Genomic DNA, 13,824 nt, shown 5'->3' with positions numbered 1-13,824 from the left:
CGATCTCGCCGGCGTCGATCTGGGCGAAGAGCCCGTCCAGGGCACCGGACTCGGCCAGCTCAGCAGCAGCCTTGTAGCCCGGCATCTCAGCGCGCACGGCGCGGCGAGCAGCGGCACGGCTGGGCCGCTCGGAGCTGCTCGTCGTGGTCACGTTCGCCTCATCGTTCTCAGTGGTCACAGCGGTCATCTTGGTCCTCCTTCAGGACCGACCGCTTACACAGACCATCTGACACCCCCCGTGGCGTGCCCAGGGGACGTGGCGACCACGACCCCGTGGGCCGGGCACCTCACCCGGGGAGCGTCTGCCTCGAGGTAGGCCATCACCGTGCCCAGGTCCAGCGCGCGCCAGCGTCGACGGCCCCGTCCGGCGTCATAGACCCGACCGGGTCGAAGACACCGTCCACAGCGGTGGCGAGAACGCGCGACCGGCCGTACGTGGACGATCACGCACTCCTCGCCGCCCTCGTCATCGTCGTACTCGACGGCTTCGATGACGGTCTTCTCCACGCCCAGCAAGGCACGCCATAGGCTGTTCTCACGCACGCCGTTCTCCTGCTCCTGGTGACTGTTCCTAGACAGCTCAGAAACCTAGACAGAGAACGGCGTGCGCTCATTCGGGCGCGCTCAACTCACCCACACATGCAGCAGGAGAGCCCGAGCCGGCGCCAGTTCCCGGACACGGGGAGGTTCGGGCCGGGTCAGTGGGAAGTCTGGGCCGGGTCGGCGCGAAGTCTGGGCCGGGGTCAGAGGCGGGCCAGGAACCGCTCGGCGTCGACGACCACCCGGGTCACCTCGCCCGAGGCCACGACCTTGCCGCCGGAGTCGCCGGTGTGGCGGGCGGCGACCGAGAAGCGGTGCAGCCGGCCGTCGACGTGGGTGAGGGTCGCGGTGACCTCGAGGGTGGCCCCGACCGGGCTGGCGCCGCGGTGCTCGAGCTCGACCCGGGTGCCGACGCTGGTCGAGCCGTCGGGCAGCGTGGCGTCGATCGCGGCGCAGGTGGCCGCCTCGCACCACGCCAGCAGGCGGGGGGTGCCCAGCACGGGCAGCGAGCCCGACCCGACCGCGATCGCGGTGTCGGCCTCGGTGACCTGGTGGCTGGTCGTGGCGTGCATCGGGTCGTTCACAGGTGCCTCCGGAAGCAGATCAGGTGGACGTCGGGGACCGGCTGCCAGTCCCGCTCGGGCAGCCGCTCGAAGCCGAGGCGGCCGTAGAGCCGGTGTGCGCCGGCCATCTCGCGCAGCGACGAGAGCACCACGGCCCCGGTGCCGCGCTCGCGCCAGCGCTGGAGCACGTGCTCGACCAGCGCCGCACCGACGCCCTGCCCCTGGGCGCCGGGCGCGACCGAGAGCATCCGGAACTCGCCCTCGCCGTCGGCGGCGACCTCGCGCCAGGGGGAGCCGGGCGGGCAGTCGGTCACGCTGCCCAGCACCTCGTCGGAGTCGTCGGGCGAGGCCACCCACAGCTCGGCCTCGCGGGCGCGCGCGGCCGCGTCGCGCAGCCGCGCGACGTACGGGTCGTCGGGCCCCTCCAGGAACGGCGCGTACGCCGCCGCCGTGACGTCGCCGACCACGACCAGCTGGTCGGGCCGGGCCAGGCGGATCCGCACGCTCAGATGCCGAAGGTGGCGCGCGGGTAGGCCGCGTCCACGTCGGTGATGATGTTGACCAGGTAGGGCACGCCCGAGGCGAAGGCCCGGTCGAGGGCGGGGCCGATCTGGCGCGGGTCGGTGACGCTCTCGCCGGCGCCACCGAGGGCCTTGACCACCTCGTGGTAGGCCGTGCGCGGCGCCAGGTCGGCGGCCACGTCGTAGCCGTAGAGCATCTGCATCGGGCCCTTCTCGAGGCCCCACGCGGAGTTGTTGCCCATCACCATCACCACGGGCAGGTCGTGGCGCACCAGGGTGTCGACGTCCATCAGCGAGAAGCCCGCGGCGCCGTCGCCGAGCAGCAGCACGACCTGGGCGGAGGGCCGGGCGATGCGGGCGGCGATGGCGGCGCCCAGGCCGGCGCCCAGGCAGCCGTAGGGGCCCGGGTCGAGCCAACCGCCGGGCCGCTTGGGCTCGACGAACTTGCCGGCGAACGACACGAAGTCGCCGCCGTCGCCGATCACCACGGCGTCGTCGGCCAGGCGCGGCACCAGCTCGCCGTAGATGCGCGCGGGGTGGATCGGGTCGGCCTCGGCGCTGAGCAGCGCACGGTCGCGCTCGGTGGCGGCGCGCACGGTCTCCTGCAGGCTGCTCGCCCACGCGGCGTACGACGTCTGCCCGCGGCGCTCGAGCGCGCCGAGCAGGCCGTCGAGCACCGCGGTGAGGTCGCCGCTGACCGAGGCCGCGAGCTCGGCGTGGCCGGAGAGCTGGGCGGGGGAGTCGGCGACGTGCACGACCCGGGCCGCCGGGGCGCCGTCCTTGCCGCCGAAGACGCCGTAGCCCAGGCGGAAGTCGAGGGGGGTGCCGACGACGACGACGAGGTCGGCGCCGCCGAGCGCCTGGCCGCGGGCCTTGGTCACCAGCAGCGGGTGCCCGCCGGGCACGAGGCCGCGGCCCATCCCGTTGGTCAGGGTCGGGACCCCGGTGGCCTCGACGAGGCGCAGGGCGGCCTCCTCGGCGCGGTCGGCCCACACGTCGGTGCCCAGCACCAGCACCGGGCGCTCGGCGGCGGCCAGCAGCCCGGCGATGGTGTCGATCGCGTCGGTGTCGGGCTCGGCCCCGCGCTGCGGGCCGCCGGCGGGCACCACGCCGCTGGCGCTGTTGAAGAACTCGTCCATCGGCACGTCGACGAAGACCGGGCCGCGGTGCGAGGAGCCGGCGAGCGTGAAGGCCTCGTCCATCCCGCCCATCACCTCACCGGCGGTGGGCAGGGTGCGCGCCAGCTTCGAGACCGGCGCCAGGATCGGGGGCTGGTCGAGCTCCTGCAGGCTGCCGGAGCCCCAGCGGTTCTGCGGGGCGCGGCCGCCGACGACGACCATGGGGGAGCCGTTGAACTGGGCCTGCGCGATCGCGCTGACGCCGTTGGTGACGCCCGGACCGGCGGTCAGCACCGCGAGCCCCGGCACCCGGGTCAGCTTGCCGGTGGCCTCCGCGGCGAAGGCCGCGGTCTGCTCGTGGCGCACGTCGAGCAGCCGCATCGGCGGGTCGGCGGTGACGGCGGCGTCGTACATCGGGAAGACGTGGGCGCCGGAGAGGGTGAACATCGTCTCGACGCCGTGGGCGCGCGCCGCCGCCGTGGCCAGGACGCCGGCGTGGCCGGTGAGCTCCTCGCCCGCGCGCGCGGAGGTGGTGGTGGCGGGCCGGTCGGCGCCCTGGTCGGTGGTCTGCTCACTCATGTGACGCAGGTTACCGAGGCGTGCTCAGCTCAGGAACGCGTGGTTGGTGCGACGCAGCGCGTCGACCACCACCAGCACCAGGTCGGCCCGCACGGCGGGAGGCCGGCTGGTCAGCGCGAGCTGCACGTAGAGCGCGCGCAGGAAGCCCTCGGCGTGGTTCCACCGGGGGAAGGGATCGTGGCCGGCGGGCGCGGCCATCGCCTCGGTCGCGGCGCTCGCGACCCGGTTGACCCAGGGCTCGAGCACCGTCAACGGCAGCAGGTCGCGGCGCAGCAGCTGCAGGGTCGCGATCGCGAGGCGGTCGAGCTCGCCGTGGTCGAGCGGCGGCTGCCCGGGCAGCGGCTCGGCCAGCACCCGATCGGCGACCACGTCGAGCAGCACCGTCAGCTCCGGCGCCCCCAGGTGCGGCGAGCCGCCCAGCGCGCCGATGGCGTCGGCGCCCCGCGCGACGGCGTGCGCCCAGCCCTTGCCCTCGACCAGGCTGCGCAGGTCCTGCTCGCGCAGCAGCCAGGTGGCCAGCCGGTCGCCCCAGTCGAGGATGGTCGGCTGGCCCACGAGACCGTGCGCGTTGGCGCGCTCGAGGCACCGGGCCAGCACCAGCGCCGAGCAGCTGCGACGGAAGACGTCGTCGGTGCCGGGCACCTCGACGCCGACCCGCAGGCCCTCGCTCATCCCGTCGCCCAGGCCGACCATCAGGTCGTCGTAGACGCCGCGCTCGATCCACGCGGTGAGGGTGAGCAGTGCGATCTCGTCCCGACGGCCTGGATCGGGGTCGCCGAGCATGCGCGTGAGCTCTGCTGTGAGGTCCCCGAGAGGACGGTCCTCGGGGACCGTCAGACCGTCGGCGAGCACCTGGTTCCAGTACGACGCCGACATGGCGCCCATCCTGCCAAACCCCGCCCCCCGGCGCACCTGCGGACCGGTCACCGGGGCGACCCGCCACGGTGCGGCACTACGCTGTCGGCGTGTCGTCGTTCGCCGAGCTCGTCCGTGCCCACACCGACCTCGACGACGACGACGTCGCCTGGCTCCAGCTGCTGCAGGCCGACTGGCAGATCATCGCCGACCTCTCCTTCGCCGACCTGGTGCTGTGGCTGCCCGACCGCACCGGCTCGGGGTTCTGGGCGGGTGGGCAGATGCGGCCCACGACCGCGCCGACGGCGTACGTCGACGACGTGCTGGGCGACTTCGCGGCCACCGGCTCGCGCCCCCTGCTGGACCGCGCCCACGCCGAGGGTCGGCTGGTGCGCGAGGGCGACCCCGAGTGGCGCGACGACGTGCCGGTGCGGGTGGAGACGATCCCGGTGCGCCGGCGCGGCCGGGTGATCGCGGTCGTGGCGCGCAACACCAACCTGCTGGGCGTGCGCACCCCCAGCCGCCTCGAGCTGGCCTACCTGCAGTCGGCCGCCGACCTGACCCGGATGATCGCCCAGGGCCACTTCCCGCCCCCGGGCCAGCGCAGCGACCACGCCGACTCGCCCCGGGTGGGCGACGGGTTCGTGCGGGTCGACCCGTCCGGGCGCGTGGTCTACGCCAGCCCCAACGCCCAGTCGGTCTTCCGGCGGCTAGGGCTCTCGGGCGACCTGGCCGGGCACGTGCTGCCCGACCTGACCCGCTCGCTGGTCCCGCCACGACGCCGCGTCGACGAGGAGACCCTCAGCGCGGTGATGGGCGGGCGCGTGCACCGCGACACCGAGCTGAGCGGCGACGGCGTGGCCCTGATCGCCCGGTCGATCCCGCTGCGCTCCGACCGGGAGCACCTCGGCGCGCTGGTGCTGGTGCGCGACGTCACCGACCTGCGCCGCCGCGACCGTGAGCTGATCACCAAGGACGCCACGATCCGCGAGATCCACCACCGGGTGAAGAACAACCTCCAGACCGTCGCCGCGCTGCTGCGCCTGCAGGCGCGCCGGATCGGCTCGCCCGAGGCCCGCGAGGCGCTCGAGGAGGCCGTGCGCCGGGTCGGGTCCATCGCGATCGTGCACGAGACGCTGAGCCAGGCCGTCGAGGAGGACGTCGACTTCGACGAGATCGCCGACCGGCTCGGGCAGATGGTCACCGAGGTCAGCGCCGCCCCCGGGCGGGTGCGGGTGCGCCGCGAGGGCGCGTTCGGCCGGCTGCCCTCGGAGTCGGCGACCGCGCTGTCGATGGTGCTGACCGAGGTGCTGCAGAACGCCGTCGAGCACGGCTACGACGCAGGGGTCGACGACGCGCGCGAGGGCACGGTCACGGTGCGCGTGCAGCGGCCCGGCTCGAGCCTGCACCTGACCGTCGACGACGACGGCCACGGGCTGCCGGCCGACTTCGACCTGGCCGGCTCGACCAGCCTGGGGCTCTCGATCGTGCGCACGCTGGTGGAGTCCGAGCTCGGCGGTCACCTGGCGCTGGGCCAGGTGCCGCACGGGCCCGGCACCCGGGTCGACATCGACCTGCCGCTGGACTAGTGCCGCCTCCGGATCCGAGCCCGCCGCCGACCCAGCCGCCGACTCAGGCGGTGCGCACCCGCGCGCGGGCGTTGCGGCGCTTGAGCGCGCGACGCTCGTCCTCGCTCAGCCCGCCCCACACGCCGTGGTCCTGGCCGGCCTCGAGGGCCCACTGCAGGCAGAGCTCGCGCACGTCGCAGCGCCGGCAGACCTGCTTGGCCTCCTCGATCTGGAGGATGGCCGGGCCGGTGTTGCCGATGGGGAAGAACAGCTCAGGGTCCTCGTCGAGGCAGGCCGAACGGTGGCGCCAATCCATGGCTGGGGTGTCCCTCTTTCTGTACGACGTGCAGGCCAGGGGCGGCAGGGCCTGCGAGGCTGCGACGATGGGCACGCGAAGGTGCACGCGACGACGACGAGCGCAGCGACAAGCGTCCCAACGATTGGACCGTTAAACAACCCCTACGGTGGCAAGGAGTCGGGTCTCCTACGTCACAGCGGCCACAATTTGCCAAGTGGGCGGGAGATGCGGCCTCGACCGGGCACTCTACGCTCGTCGTCGTGGACCCCGAGACGAGCCCCGACCGCCACCGCGCCCCGGCCCCTCTGCTGGTCGCCGCCTCCATCGGTGCGGTGCAGGGGCTGGTGCTGCTGCTGCTCGCCGCGGCCGAGCTGGCCAGCCTGTCGAGCGAGCGGCTGGCGCTGGGCGCGACCACCTCCGTCTTCTTCGCGCTCTTCGGCCTGCTGCTGCTCGTGTGCGCCGGCGCGCTGACCCGACTGGCCGCCTGGTCGCGCGGCCCCCTGCTGCTCGCGCAGCTCATCGGGCTGGGCCTGGCCTTCAGCTTCCGCGGCGCCTGGGCGGTCGTGGTGGTGCTGGCCGTGAGCAGCGGGGTGGCCATCGCGGGGCTGGTGCACCCCGAGTCGATGCGCGCCCTCGGCGACGAGCCGGCCCAGTAGGGCGACCAGTCACTTTTGCACCACCGAGGAGTCACTTCTGCACCCCACGGGGTGCGCGGAGGTGACCGGTCGATGGTGCGAAAGTGACTGCTCGTGCGTCAGTCCGGGGTCTCGAGCGAGGCGCGCAGCTGGTCGAGGGTGCGGCTGAGCAGCCGCGAGACGTGCATCTGCGAGACGCCGATCTCCTGGGCGATCTGCGACTGGGTCTGGTTCTTGAAGAAGCGCAGCAGCAGGATCCGCTTCTCCCGGGGCTCGAGCCGGTCGAGCAGCGGCTTGAGGGACTCGCGGATCTCGACGTGCTCGAGACCCGCGTCGTCGGCGCCGAGGGCGTCGAGCATCGAGGCGGTGCCGTCGTCGGAGTCGTCGGTGGCGTCGAGGGAGAGGGTGGAGTAGGCGTTGGAGGACTCGATGCCCTCGATGATCTCCTCCACGCTGCAGCCGACCCGTTCGGCCAGCTCGCTCGCGGTGGGGGAGCGGCCCAGCGACTGGGTCAGCTCGGCCGTCGCGCTGCCGATCTGCATCCGCAGCTCCTGCAGCCGCCGCGGCACCCGGATCGCCCAGCCCTTGTCGCGGAAGTAGCGCTTGATCTCGCCGATGATGGTGGGGGTGGCGTAGGTGGAGAACTCCACGCCCCGCTCGGGGTCGAAGCGGTCGACCGACTTGATCAGCCCGATGGTCCCCACCTGCACCAGGTCCTCGAAGGGCTCGCCCCGGTTGCGGAAGCGCCGCGCGCAGTGCTCGACCAGCGGCAGGTGCAGGTGCACCAGCGAGTCGCGCGCACCCTCGCGCACGGCGTCGGCGACGCCGTCCTCGCGCATCTGGGTGAAGAGCTCGGCGCTGCGGCGCCGGGTCTGCTCGATGCCCAGGCGTCGCCGGGTCGCGTCGTCGTCCTCCGGGGGGTCCGGGGGCGCCTCACCGGGCAGGAGGGTCGGGACCGCGACCGGAGGGTCCGGCGGGAGAGAGGCGGGCACCGGCTACTCGCCGCCCAGGGCGGTCGGGTGCATCACCATGGTGACCACGAACCGGCCCTCGCTGGTGCCCACGGTGGCGGCGTCGGCCAGCGTGGTGAGCACCTGCCACGCGAAGCTGTCGTAGTCGGGCGCAGCGGGCGCGGCGGCGTCGACGGCCACCGAGACGGTCAGCTCGCCGGGGCGCAGGTGGAACTGCCCGACCAGGTCGGAGGCCGTGTCGGCCTCGGGCAGCACCATCGCGCAGGCCTCGCCGACGGCGATGCGCAGGTCCTCGATGTCGTCGATGGTGAAGTCGAGCCGGGCGGCCAGGCCCGCGGTGGTCGTGCGCAGCACCGAGACGTAGGCGCCGTCCGCGGGCAGGCGGATCTCGACGTCGGGTCGGTCCGCGACCGGACCGGTCGTCGCAGTGGTGGCAGACATGGAGGCCGTCCTCGAGGAGATGGGGGTGGCAGGCACCTTAGTGGGCCGGCGCGGACGTAGGGCGAAGGCAGGGTGCCGGCCCGGTGGTGCTACCCCGGGGAGGGCCCCCGCAAACGTCTCAGTCGCCTCGCTTGACAGGGGGGCCTGTCGAAGCATTAACATCGCCATATGACGATGACAAAGCAGTCTGGCGCTGCAAGCCGCGCTGGCGCCACCGACGGGCTGACCGCGGCAGCCTGCCTGTTCCACGGATTCTCGGACCCGTCCCGCATCGCCATCCTGCGGCACCTCGCCCTGGGTGAGCACCGGGTCGTCGACCTCACCGCTCACCTGGGCCTCGCGCAGTCCACCGTGAGCAAGCACCTGGCGTGCTTGCGAGACTGCGGCCTGGTGACGGCCAGGCCCGTGGGGCGGGCCACGGTGTACTCGCTGAACCACGAGGAGGCGCTGATGGACCTGTGGAAGGCCGCTGAGCGGCTCCTGGACGCGACGGGGGATGCGGTGACGTTGTGCCCCAACCACGGCGTCCAGCTGCACGCGGATGCGGGCTCGTGACCACCCCCGCGCACACCGACCAGACCGTGTCCGTGGCCGATCGGGCACAGCTGGGACGTCGAGCCCAGCTGCTCGCCGCAGCCTCCGTCGCCTACAACGCCGTCGAGGCCGTCATCGCCATCGCCGCCGGTGTCGTCGCCGGATCTGTGGCGCTGGTGGGTTTCGGGCTCGACTCGGTGGTCGAGGTGTCGTCAGGTCTGATCATCCTGTGGCAGTTCCGCCACCGGCTCCCCGAGTCGCGTGAGAAGCAGGCGCTGCGGCTGATGGCGATCTCGTTCTTCGCGCTCGCCGCCTACATCGCCTTCGAGTCCGGACGAGCACTGCTGACAGGTGCGGAGCCGGACCCCTCACCGGTGGGCATCGGGTTGGCGGCCGCTTCGCTGCTCATCATGCCGTTCCTCTCCTGGGCCCAGCGCCGCACCGGCAGAGCCCTCGGTTCCAACGCCGTGGTGGCCGACTCCACGCAGACCCTGCTGTGCACCTACCTCTCAGCGGTGCTGCTGGTCGGTCTGGTCGTGAACGCCACCCTGGGCTGGTCGTGGGCGGACCCCGTCGCCGGCCTCGTCATCGCCGCGGTCGCGGCCCGCGAAGGGCTGGACGCCTGGCGCGGGGAGAGCTGCGGCTGCGGCCCTGCCGTCGCTGCAACGGGTGTTGATGGCTGTGGGAGCTCCGAGGACCTCGCCAGCTGCACCGATGGCAGCTGCGCACCGGCCGCTTCGGCCGACCGTCAGTCCACTATCGTCGAGAACCAGGGAACTCCATGACCGTGGCCGCGCTGGCCCTGTTCGCCGTCTACCTGGTCGTCGGGTTCGGGGTCCGGACCGTCGTCCAGGTCCGTCGGACCGGGGACTCGGGATGGAGGGGTATCTCCGGCCGTCCAGGCACTCGAGAATGGTGGGCCGGCGCCGCTTTCGCAGCGGCGCTGGTCGCGGGTGTGCTCGGTCCGGTCACCGCAACGTTCGGCTTGGATCCCATCGACAGCCTCACCACGCCTCTCGTACAGATCGTGGCGAGCGGGACCGCCGCGGTCGGCATCACAGGCACGTTCCTCACCCAGGTGGCGATGGGATCGAGCTGGCGTATCGGCGTCGGTGAGACCGAGACCGAGACCACCGACCTGGTCACGGATGGCCCGTTCGCGGTTGTCCGCAACCCGATCTTCTCCGCCATGGCAGTCACCGGCGCAGGGCTTGCGTTCATGGTCCCCAACATTGTGGCACTCCTCGGACTCGCTCTGCTGCTGGTAGCGCTGCAGCTACAGGTCCGAGTGGTGGAGGAACCGTACCTGCGACGAATGCACGGTGCCTCCTACGTCGAATACCAAGCCGCGGTCGGGCGGTTCCTTCCCTGGCTGGGACGGCAACGGCGGTCCTTGAAGACAGGAGCCTGAGATCACCAAGCTTGCGACCGCCGCTCACCGATTGCCGCTGATGCAGAGGATGGCCGACGACATGCAGCGCTACCGCTCGCTGCGCTCCTCGACAGCTGCTGTGATGTGGACCGCCTACGTCGCCCACGCTGCTCTGACCGGAGGGACACTGGCCATGCAGTGGGCGCCGCTCCCGATCCGACCAGCAGTGGCTCGCGTTGCCGGCGCCGCCCTGATCGTGGGCGGGAGTGGGCTCTGCGTGGCCGGGGTGTGCCGTTTCGGCGGCGCCGGCGAACTGGCCGGCACCAGGAATCAGTCCCTGCTGACCACCGGCAGCTATGGCCACTCCCGCAACCCCCAGTACCTCGGCTACCTGATAGCCCTTGCGGGCGCAGCAGTGGGCCGTCGCAGCGGCTCAGCCCTGGCGTCGACCGGCGCCCTCGCCGTCATCTACGCGGCGTGGATACCGGTCGAGGAAAACCACCTCACCGAGCTGTACGGGCATCACTACACGGACTACACCCACCGCACCCGCCGCTGGTGGGGCCGACGCAACTGACCCCGCAACCACGCCCCACCCCAAGACGGAAAGGGGAGACCTTCGATGTTGGAGGGCTTCACGCTCGTACTCGTCCTTGCCTGCCTACCCGCCGCCGGGAACTTCCTCGGCGGGGTGGCGGCCGAGGTGTTCGACGTGTCCGAACGATCGCTCAGCCTGGCCCTGCACCTCGCCGCCGGGATCGTCCTGGCCGTCGTCGGCCTGGAGCTCATGCCCGAGGCGCTCACCGCCGACCCGCCGTGGGTGCCCATCGCCGCGTTCGTGGGAGGGGGTGCAGCGTTCGTCGCTCTGGAACGCGCCATCGGATACGTCCAAGCCCGCACCGGGGCCAGTGAAGAGTCCAAAGGTCCGCTCGCCATCTACTCCGGCGTGTCCATCGACCTGTTCAGCGATGGCGTCATGATCGGCACCGGAACGGTCATCAACCCTGCCCTCGGGCTGCTTCTCGCCCTGGGGCAGGTCCCCGCAGACTTCCCCGAGGGGTTTGCTTCGGTCGCGACCTTGCGTCGCACCGAGATGACCCGCCGCACCCGCATCCTCATGTCCTTGTCGTTCGCTGTTCCCATCATCGTCGGCGCGACCCTCGGCTACTTCGCCCTCCGTGACGCACCCGAGGTCGTCACCCTCTCCGTCCTCGCCGCCACCGGGGGCGCGCTCACGAGCGTCGTCGTCGAAGAGATGTTGAGCGAAGCCCACGAAGGCGAGACCAGCCCGCTCGGCCCCATTGCCCTCACCGCCGGGTTCGCCGTGTTCGCCCTGATCTCGGTCTACGTCGGATGACCAGCGCAGACGCATGTTCACGTGCCCCGGGCTAGGCTCGAATCGCGGGCCGCGGCGACCTGTACGACCGGAACAGAGGAGATGGTGGACGTGATGGACGGCATGGACGGCATGGGCGGCATGATGCTGTGGATGACGATCTGGGGCGTGGTGGGTCTGGCACTCCTCGTTGGGCTCGGAGTCGTTGTCGTCCGTCTGGTGCGTCGCGGCGACGGCGCCCGTGAGGTTCCTCGAGGCGACTCTCCCGAAGAGATCCTTCGTCGCCGCTACGCCGCGGGGGAGCTGGACGAGGATGAGTACTTCCGCCGTAGCTCGGGCCTCCGGGAGTAGCGGGTCGCTCTGACTCCTCGGACCACTCACCCGTGCGGTGGTTGACCGGCCACATGGGTGATTTCTTAGCCTTGAGGCATGAAGAAGCCACCTGCCTTCCCGGTCATGCCGCTGGTGCCGATGTCGCTCATGTCGGCCGTGGTCATCAGCAACATCGTGCTGATCCGGCGTTTCAAGGCGTTCGAGGTGGCGCTGCCGCGCTCGATGTCCGCCTGAGCGCCGCACGGGCCGGGGTCAGAGCATGGAGCCGAGGTCGGAGCCCACAGTGGGGTAGGCAGCGGTGGCGGACTTGAGCTGTCGGGTGGTGAGGCCGAGCTTGATGGCCAGGCCCAGGGTGTTGACGAGCTCGCCGTACTCGGGTCCGAACAGGTGGGCTCCCACGATCTGGTCGGTGGAGCGGTCGATGAGGATCTTCGCCGCCGAGGTGGTCTCCCCGACCCGGTAGCTGGAGTACCAGTCGCTGGTGTCGGAGTGGCGCACGGCGAGGTCGATGCCGTGGTCGCGGGCCTCGGCCTCGAGCATGCCCACGCGGGTCAGCTCGGGGATGGTGAAGACCGCGGTGGGGATGCCGGCGTAGTCGGGTGCGGTGGTCGTCTGCTTGAGCATGTTGGAGGCGGCGACCTTGGCCTCGGAGACGGCGACGGGCGTCAGCGGCATGCCGGCGGTGTCGGCGGAGTCGCCGGCGGCCCAGACGGCGGGGTTGGTGGTGCTCTGCAGGTGGGCGGCGACCTGGATGCCGCGCTCGCCCCACTCGACCCCTGCGGCGTCGAGCCCCAGGTCCGCCAGCTCGGCGACCCGGCCGGCGCCGTGCACGACGAGGTCGGTGTGGATCGTCTCCTGCTCGCCGTCGCGCTCGATGGTGACCCGGTAGCCGTCGTCGCTCGGCTGCACCTCCACGATGCTGGTGCGGCGCCGCAGGTCGATGCCGACCTGCGTGCTGCGTTCGACCATGAGCTCGACGAGGTCGGGGTCGAAGCTCTTGAGCGGTCGTTCGCCACGGTCGACCACGACGGCGCTGGTGCCGGCCCGGGCGACGATGTGGGCGAACTCGAAGGAGATGAAGCCGCCGCCGACGAACAGGATGTGGCCCGGCAGCTGTGCCAGGTCGAGGAAGTCGGAGCTGTCGATGAGGTGCTCGTGGCCCGGGAAGTCCAGGGGACGTGGCTGCGCGCCGGTGGCGACGAGGAAGCGGTCGGCATCGTGCGCGACGCCGTCGATCTCGAGGGTCCGCGGGCCGGTGAACCGTGCGCGGCCGTGCAGGGTGGTGACCCCGTTGTCGGCCAGACCGTCCTCCATGCTCTGCGGGACCGGGTCGGTGAAGCCGTGCTTGTGCTCCATCAGGTCCGCCCAGCTGATGGCGAGTCCGTCGCTGTCGATGCCCTTGCCGTGCATCAGACGGGCGCTGTCGATGACCTCGGCGCCGCGGCGCAGGATCTTCTTCGGGTCGCATCCACGCAGGGCGCAGGTGCCGCCGTAGGGCAGTGAGTCGACGATCGCCACGGACCAGCCCTGGGCCGCGCACTTGTTCGCGGCGGCCACTCCGGCCATGCCGGCGCCGACCACGATCAGGTCATAGGTCTGCTTCATGGGGAGCTTCCTCTCGAGAAGTACGGCGTCGTGAGTTCAGGTTGCGCAGGTAGCGGAGGCTGCCGATGGCAGCGAGGGCGAGTCCGATGCTGACGAGGATCCAGCTCTGCAGGGACCAGCCGGTGACGGCCCCGACCACGCCCACCGAGAGCAGGATCGGGAGCCCGCAGCAGAGACCGAGCGCGCCGGCGACTACCGCGACCGGGGCGAGGACGGCGGTCCGGTCACGCATCGGCGATGGCCGCCCTGAGCTGGTCGAGCGTCGGGGCGCCCTGGGGGCCGTCTTGTGTGGGATAGCGGCGGCAGGCCAGGGCGACCGCGTCGCCGGGCTGGGCGAAGATGTCCACGCCGTCGACCTGGATGCTCGGTGAGCCCCGGAAACCGGTGCGCTCGGCTTCAGCCGGGGTCTCGACGAGGTGGTGGGTGACCCGGAGGTCGCCGCGCTCGGAGGCCAGGGCCGCGAGTCGCTCGTCGGCGATCGTCCAGCTCGGGCAGTCCTCGAAGTAGAGCAGTGTGACGTCCATGGCTGGGACGCTAGACCTTGATCCACGGTGC

At 72.0% G+C, this 13,824-nt stretch carries 19 protein-coding genes and 1 pseudogene; 9 read left to right on the top strand and 11 right to left on the bottom strand.

Annotated features, from left to right (window positions below; genetic code table 11):
• Positions 1-235 precede the first annotated feature (235 nt).
• The 5 genes and pseudogenes from QWJ41_RS08120 to QWJ41_RS08100 all read right to left on the bottom strand — a co-directional run.
• A pseudogene (locus QWJ41_RS08120) lies at positions 236-543 on the bottom strand (transposase family protein); the annotation flags it as partial.
• Between the two features lie 200 nt (positions 544-743).
• A complete protein-coding gene (locus QWJ41_RS08115; RefSeq protein ID WP_302707132.1) occupies positions 744-1,124 on the bottom strand; it encodes a thioesterase family protein in 381 nt (126 codons plus the stop codon).
• Positions 1,121-1,606, bottom strand: a complete 486-nt coding sequence (locus QWJ41_RS08110) for a GNAT family N-acetyltransferase (RefSeq protein WP_302707130.1) — start codon at positions 1,604-1,606, stop codon at positions 1,121-1,123. The genes QWJ41_RS08115 and QWJ41_RS08110 overlap by 4 nt, the downstream gene beginning before the upstream one ends.
• Positions 1,607-1,608: 2 nt before the next feature.
• The gene (locus tag QWJ41_RS08105) at positions 1,609-3,321 is read right to left on the bottom strand and encodes an acetolactate synthase (RefSeq protein WP_302707128.1); all 1,713 of its coding nucleotides are present in this window, start codon (positions 3,319-3,321) and stop codon (positions 1,609-1,611) included.
• Between the two features lie 24 nt (positions 3,322-3,345).
• The gene (locus QWJ41_RS08100; RefSeq protein ID WP_302707126.1) at positions 3,346-4,197 is read right to left on the bottom strand and encodes a DUF2785 domain-containing protein; all 852 of its coding nucleotides are present in this window, start codon (positions 4,195-4,197) and stop codon (positions 3,346-3,348) included.
• 89 nt (positions 4,198-4,286) lie between these two features.
• Between QWJ41_RS08100 and QWJ41_RS08095 the strand changes: the two genes are divergently transcribed.
• Positions 4,287-5,765: a sensor histidine kinase gene (locus QWJ41_RS08095; RefSeq protein WP_193667547.1), complete on the top strand. Its 1,479-nt coding sequence runs from the start codon at positions 4,287-4,289 to the stop codon at positions 5,763-5,765.
• Between the two features lie 43 nt (positions 5,766-5,808).
• Here the strand turns inward: QWJ41_RS08095 and QWJ41_RS08090 are convergent, their stop codons facing one another.
• The gene (locus QWJ41_RS08090; protein ID WP_068113543.1) at positions 5,809-6,060 is read right to left on the bottom strand and encodes a WhiB family transcriptional regulator; all 252 of its coding nucleotides are present in this window, start codon (positions 6,058-6,060) and stop codon (positions 5,809-5,811) included.
• Between the two features lie 242 nt (positions 6,061-6,302).
• Here QWJ41_RS08090 and QWJ41_RS08085 point away from each other — a divergent pair, with 242 nt between their 5' ends.
• Positions 6,303-6,698, top strand: a complete 396-nt coding sequence (locus QWJ41_RS08085) for a hypothetical protein (protein ID WP_302707124.1) — start codon at positions 6,303-6,305, stop codon at positions 6,696-6,698.
• Positions 6,699-6,796: 98 nt separating this feature from the next.
• Here QWJ41_RS08085 and QWJ41_RS08080 read toward each other — a convergent pair whose 3' ends face one another.
• Positions 6,797-7,669, bottom strand: coding sequence for an RNA polymerase sigma factor SigF (locus QWJ41_RS08080; protein WP_302707123.1), 873 nt, complete (start codon positions 7,667-7,669; stop codon positions 6,797-6,799).
• 3 nt (positions 7,670-7,672) lie between these two features.
• Entirely contained in the window at positions 7,673-8,089 is a 417-nt protein-coding gene (locus tag QWJ41_RS08075; RefSeq protein ID WP_302707122.1) for an ATP-binding protein, read from the bottom strand.
• Positions 8,090-8,257: 168 nt separating this feature from the next.
• On the opposite strand from QWJ41_RS08075, the gene QWJ41_RS08070 reads away from it, so the two are divergent.
• From QWJ41_RS08070 to QWJ41_RS08040, 7 genes are all read left to right on the top strand, one after another.
• On the top strand, positions 8,258-8,644 hold the full coding sequence (locus QWJ41_RS08070) for an ArsR/SmtB family transcription factor (RefSeq protein ID WP_369292728.1): 387 nt from the start codon (positions 8,258-8,260) through the stop codon (positions 8,642-8,644).
• Positions 8,641-9,408, top strand: a complete 768-nt coding sequence (locus QWJ41_RS08065; protein WP_336623282.1) for a cation diffusion facilitator family transporter — start codon at positions 8,641-8,643, stop codon at positions 9,406-9,408. Before QWJ41_RS08070 ends, QWJ41_RS08065 begins: the two co-directional genes overlap by 4 nt.
• Positions 9,405-10,034, top strand: a complete 630-nt coding sequence (locus QWJ41_RS08060) for a methyltransferase family protein (RefSeq protein WP_302707120.1) — start codon at positions 9,405-9,407, stop codon at positions 10,032-10,034. The genes QWJ41_RS08065 and QWJ41_RS08060 overlap by 4 nt, the downstream gene beginning before the upstream one ends.
• 49 nt (positions 10,035-10,083) lie before the next feature.
• Positions 10,084-10,572 carry a methyltransferase family protein gene (locus tag QWJ41_RS08055; protein ID WP_302707119.1) on the top strand — a complete coding sequence of 163 codons (489 nt, stop codon included), beginning with the start codon at positions 10,084-10,086 and terminating at the stop codon, positions 10,570-10,572.
• Between the two features lie 45 nt (positions 10,573-10,617).
• On the top strand, positions 10,618-11,352 hold the full coding sequence (locus QWJ41_RS08050) for a ZIP family metal transporter (protein ID WP_302707118.1): 735 nt from the start codon (positions 10,618-10,620) through the stop codon (positions 11,350-11,352).
• A gap of 84 nt (positions 11,353-11,436) precedes the next feature.
• Positions 11,437-11,682, top strand: coding sequence for an SHOCT domain-containing protein (locus tag QWJ41_RS08045; RefSeq protein ID WP_302707117.1), 246 nt, complete (start codon positions 11,437-11,439; stop codon positions 11,680-11,682).
• A gap of 78 nt (positions 11,683-11,760) precedes the next feature.
• Positions 11,761-11,898, top strand: coding sequence for a hypothetical protein (locus tag QWJ41_RS08040; RefSeq protein ID WP_302707116.1), 138 nt, complete (start codon positions 11,761-11,763; stop codon positions 11,896-11,898).
• Between the two features lie 18 nt (positions 11,899-11,916).
• Here the strand turns inward: QWJ41_RS08040 and QWJ41_RS08035 are convergent, their stop codons facing one another.
• The 3 genes from QWJ41_RS08035 to QWJ41_RS08025 are packed head-to-tail and all read right to left on the bottom strand — an operon-like array spanning position 11,917 to position 13,793.
• A complete protein-coding gene (locus QWJ41_RS08035; RefSeq protein ID WP_302707115.1) occupies positions 11,917-13,269 on the bottom strand; it encodes a dihydrolipoyl dehydrogenase family protein in 1,353 nt (450 codons plus the stop codon).
• Positions 13,253-13,501 (bottom strand): mercuric ion transporter MerT, encoded by a 249-nt coding sequence (gene merT, locus QWJ41_RS08030; RefSeq protein WP_302707114.1) that lies wholly within the window; start codon positions 13,499-13,501, stop codon positions 13,253-13,255. Before merT ends, QWJ41_RS08035 begins: the two co-directional genes overlap by 17 nt.
• Positions 13,494-13,793 carry a thioredoxin family protein gene (locus QWJ41_RS08025; protein ID WP_302707113.1) on the bottom strand — a complete coding sequence of 100 codons (300 nt, stop codon included), beginning with the start codon at positions 13,791-13,793 and terminating at the stop codon, positions 13,494-13,496. The genes merT and QWJ41_RS08025 overlap by 8 nt, the downstream gene beginning before the upstream one ends.
• Positions 13,794-13,824 lie beyond the last annotated feature (31 nt).

It is taken from the genome of Nocardioides cremeus, assembly GCF_030518195.1.
Classification (GTDB): domain Bacteria; phylum Actinomycetota; class Actinomycetes; order Propionibacteriales; family Nocardioidaceae; genus Nocardioides; species Nocardioides cremeus.
Note: the sequence above shows the minus strand (reverse complement) of the source record. Positions and strands in the feature narration are given on the sequence as shown.

Bases quoted from the DNA above. Each gene is read 5' to 3' on its own strand.
- QWJ41_RS08100 (WP_302707126.1), bottom strand. From the start codon at position 4,197: ATGTCGGCGTCGTACTGGAACCAGGTGCTCGCCGACGGTCTGACGGTC.
- QWJ41_RS08060 (WP_302707120.1), top strand. From the start codon at position 9,405: ATGACCGTGGCCGCGCTGGCCCTGTTCGCCGTCTACCTGGTCGTCGGG.
- QWJ41_RS08105 (WP_302707128.1), bottom strand. From the start codon at position 3,321: ATGAGTGAGCAGACCACCGACCAGGGCGCCGACCGGCCCGCCACCACC.
- QWJ41_RS08090 (WP_068113543.1), bottom strand. From the start codon at position 6,060: ATGGATTGGCGCCACCGTTCGGCCTGCCTCGACGAGGACCCTGAGCTG.
- merT (WP_302707114.1), bottom strand. From the start codon at position 13,501: ATGCGTGACCGGACCGCCGTCCTCGCCCCGGTCGCGGTAGTCGCCGGC.
- QWJ41_RS08055 (WP_302707119.1), top strand. From the start codon at position 10,084: ATGGCCGACGACATGCAGCGCTACCGCTCGCTGCGCTCCTCGACAGCT.
- QWJ41_RS08070 (WP_369292728.1), top strand. From the start codon at position 8,258: ATGACGATGACAAAGCAGTCTGGCGCTGCAAGCCGCGCTGGCGCCACC.
- QWJ41_RS08040 (WP_302707116.1), top strand. From the start codon at position 11,761: ATGAAGAAGCCACCTGCCTTCCCGGTCATGCCGCTGGTGCCGATGTCG.
- QWJ41_RS08050 (WP_302707118.1), top strand. From the start codon at position 10,618: ATGTTGGAGGGCTTCACGCTCGTACTCGTCCTTGCCTGCCTACCCGCC.
- QWJ41_RS08035 (WP_302707115.1), bottom strand. From the start codon at position 13,269: ATGAAGCAGACCTATGACCTGATCGTGGTCGGCGCCGGCATGGCCGGA.
- QWJ41_RS08075 (WP_302707122.1), bottom strand. From the start codon at position 8,089: ATGTCTGCCACCACTGCGACGACCGGTCCGGTCGCGGACCGACCCGAC.
- QWJ41_RS08025 (WP_302707113.1), bottom strand. From the start codon at position 13,793: ATGGACGTCACACTGCTCTACTTCGAGGACTGCCCGAGCTGGACGATC.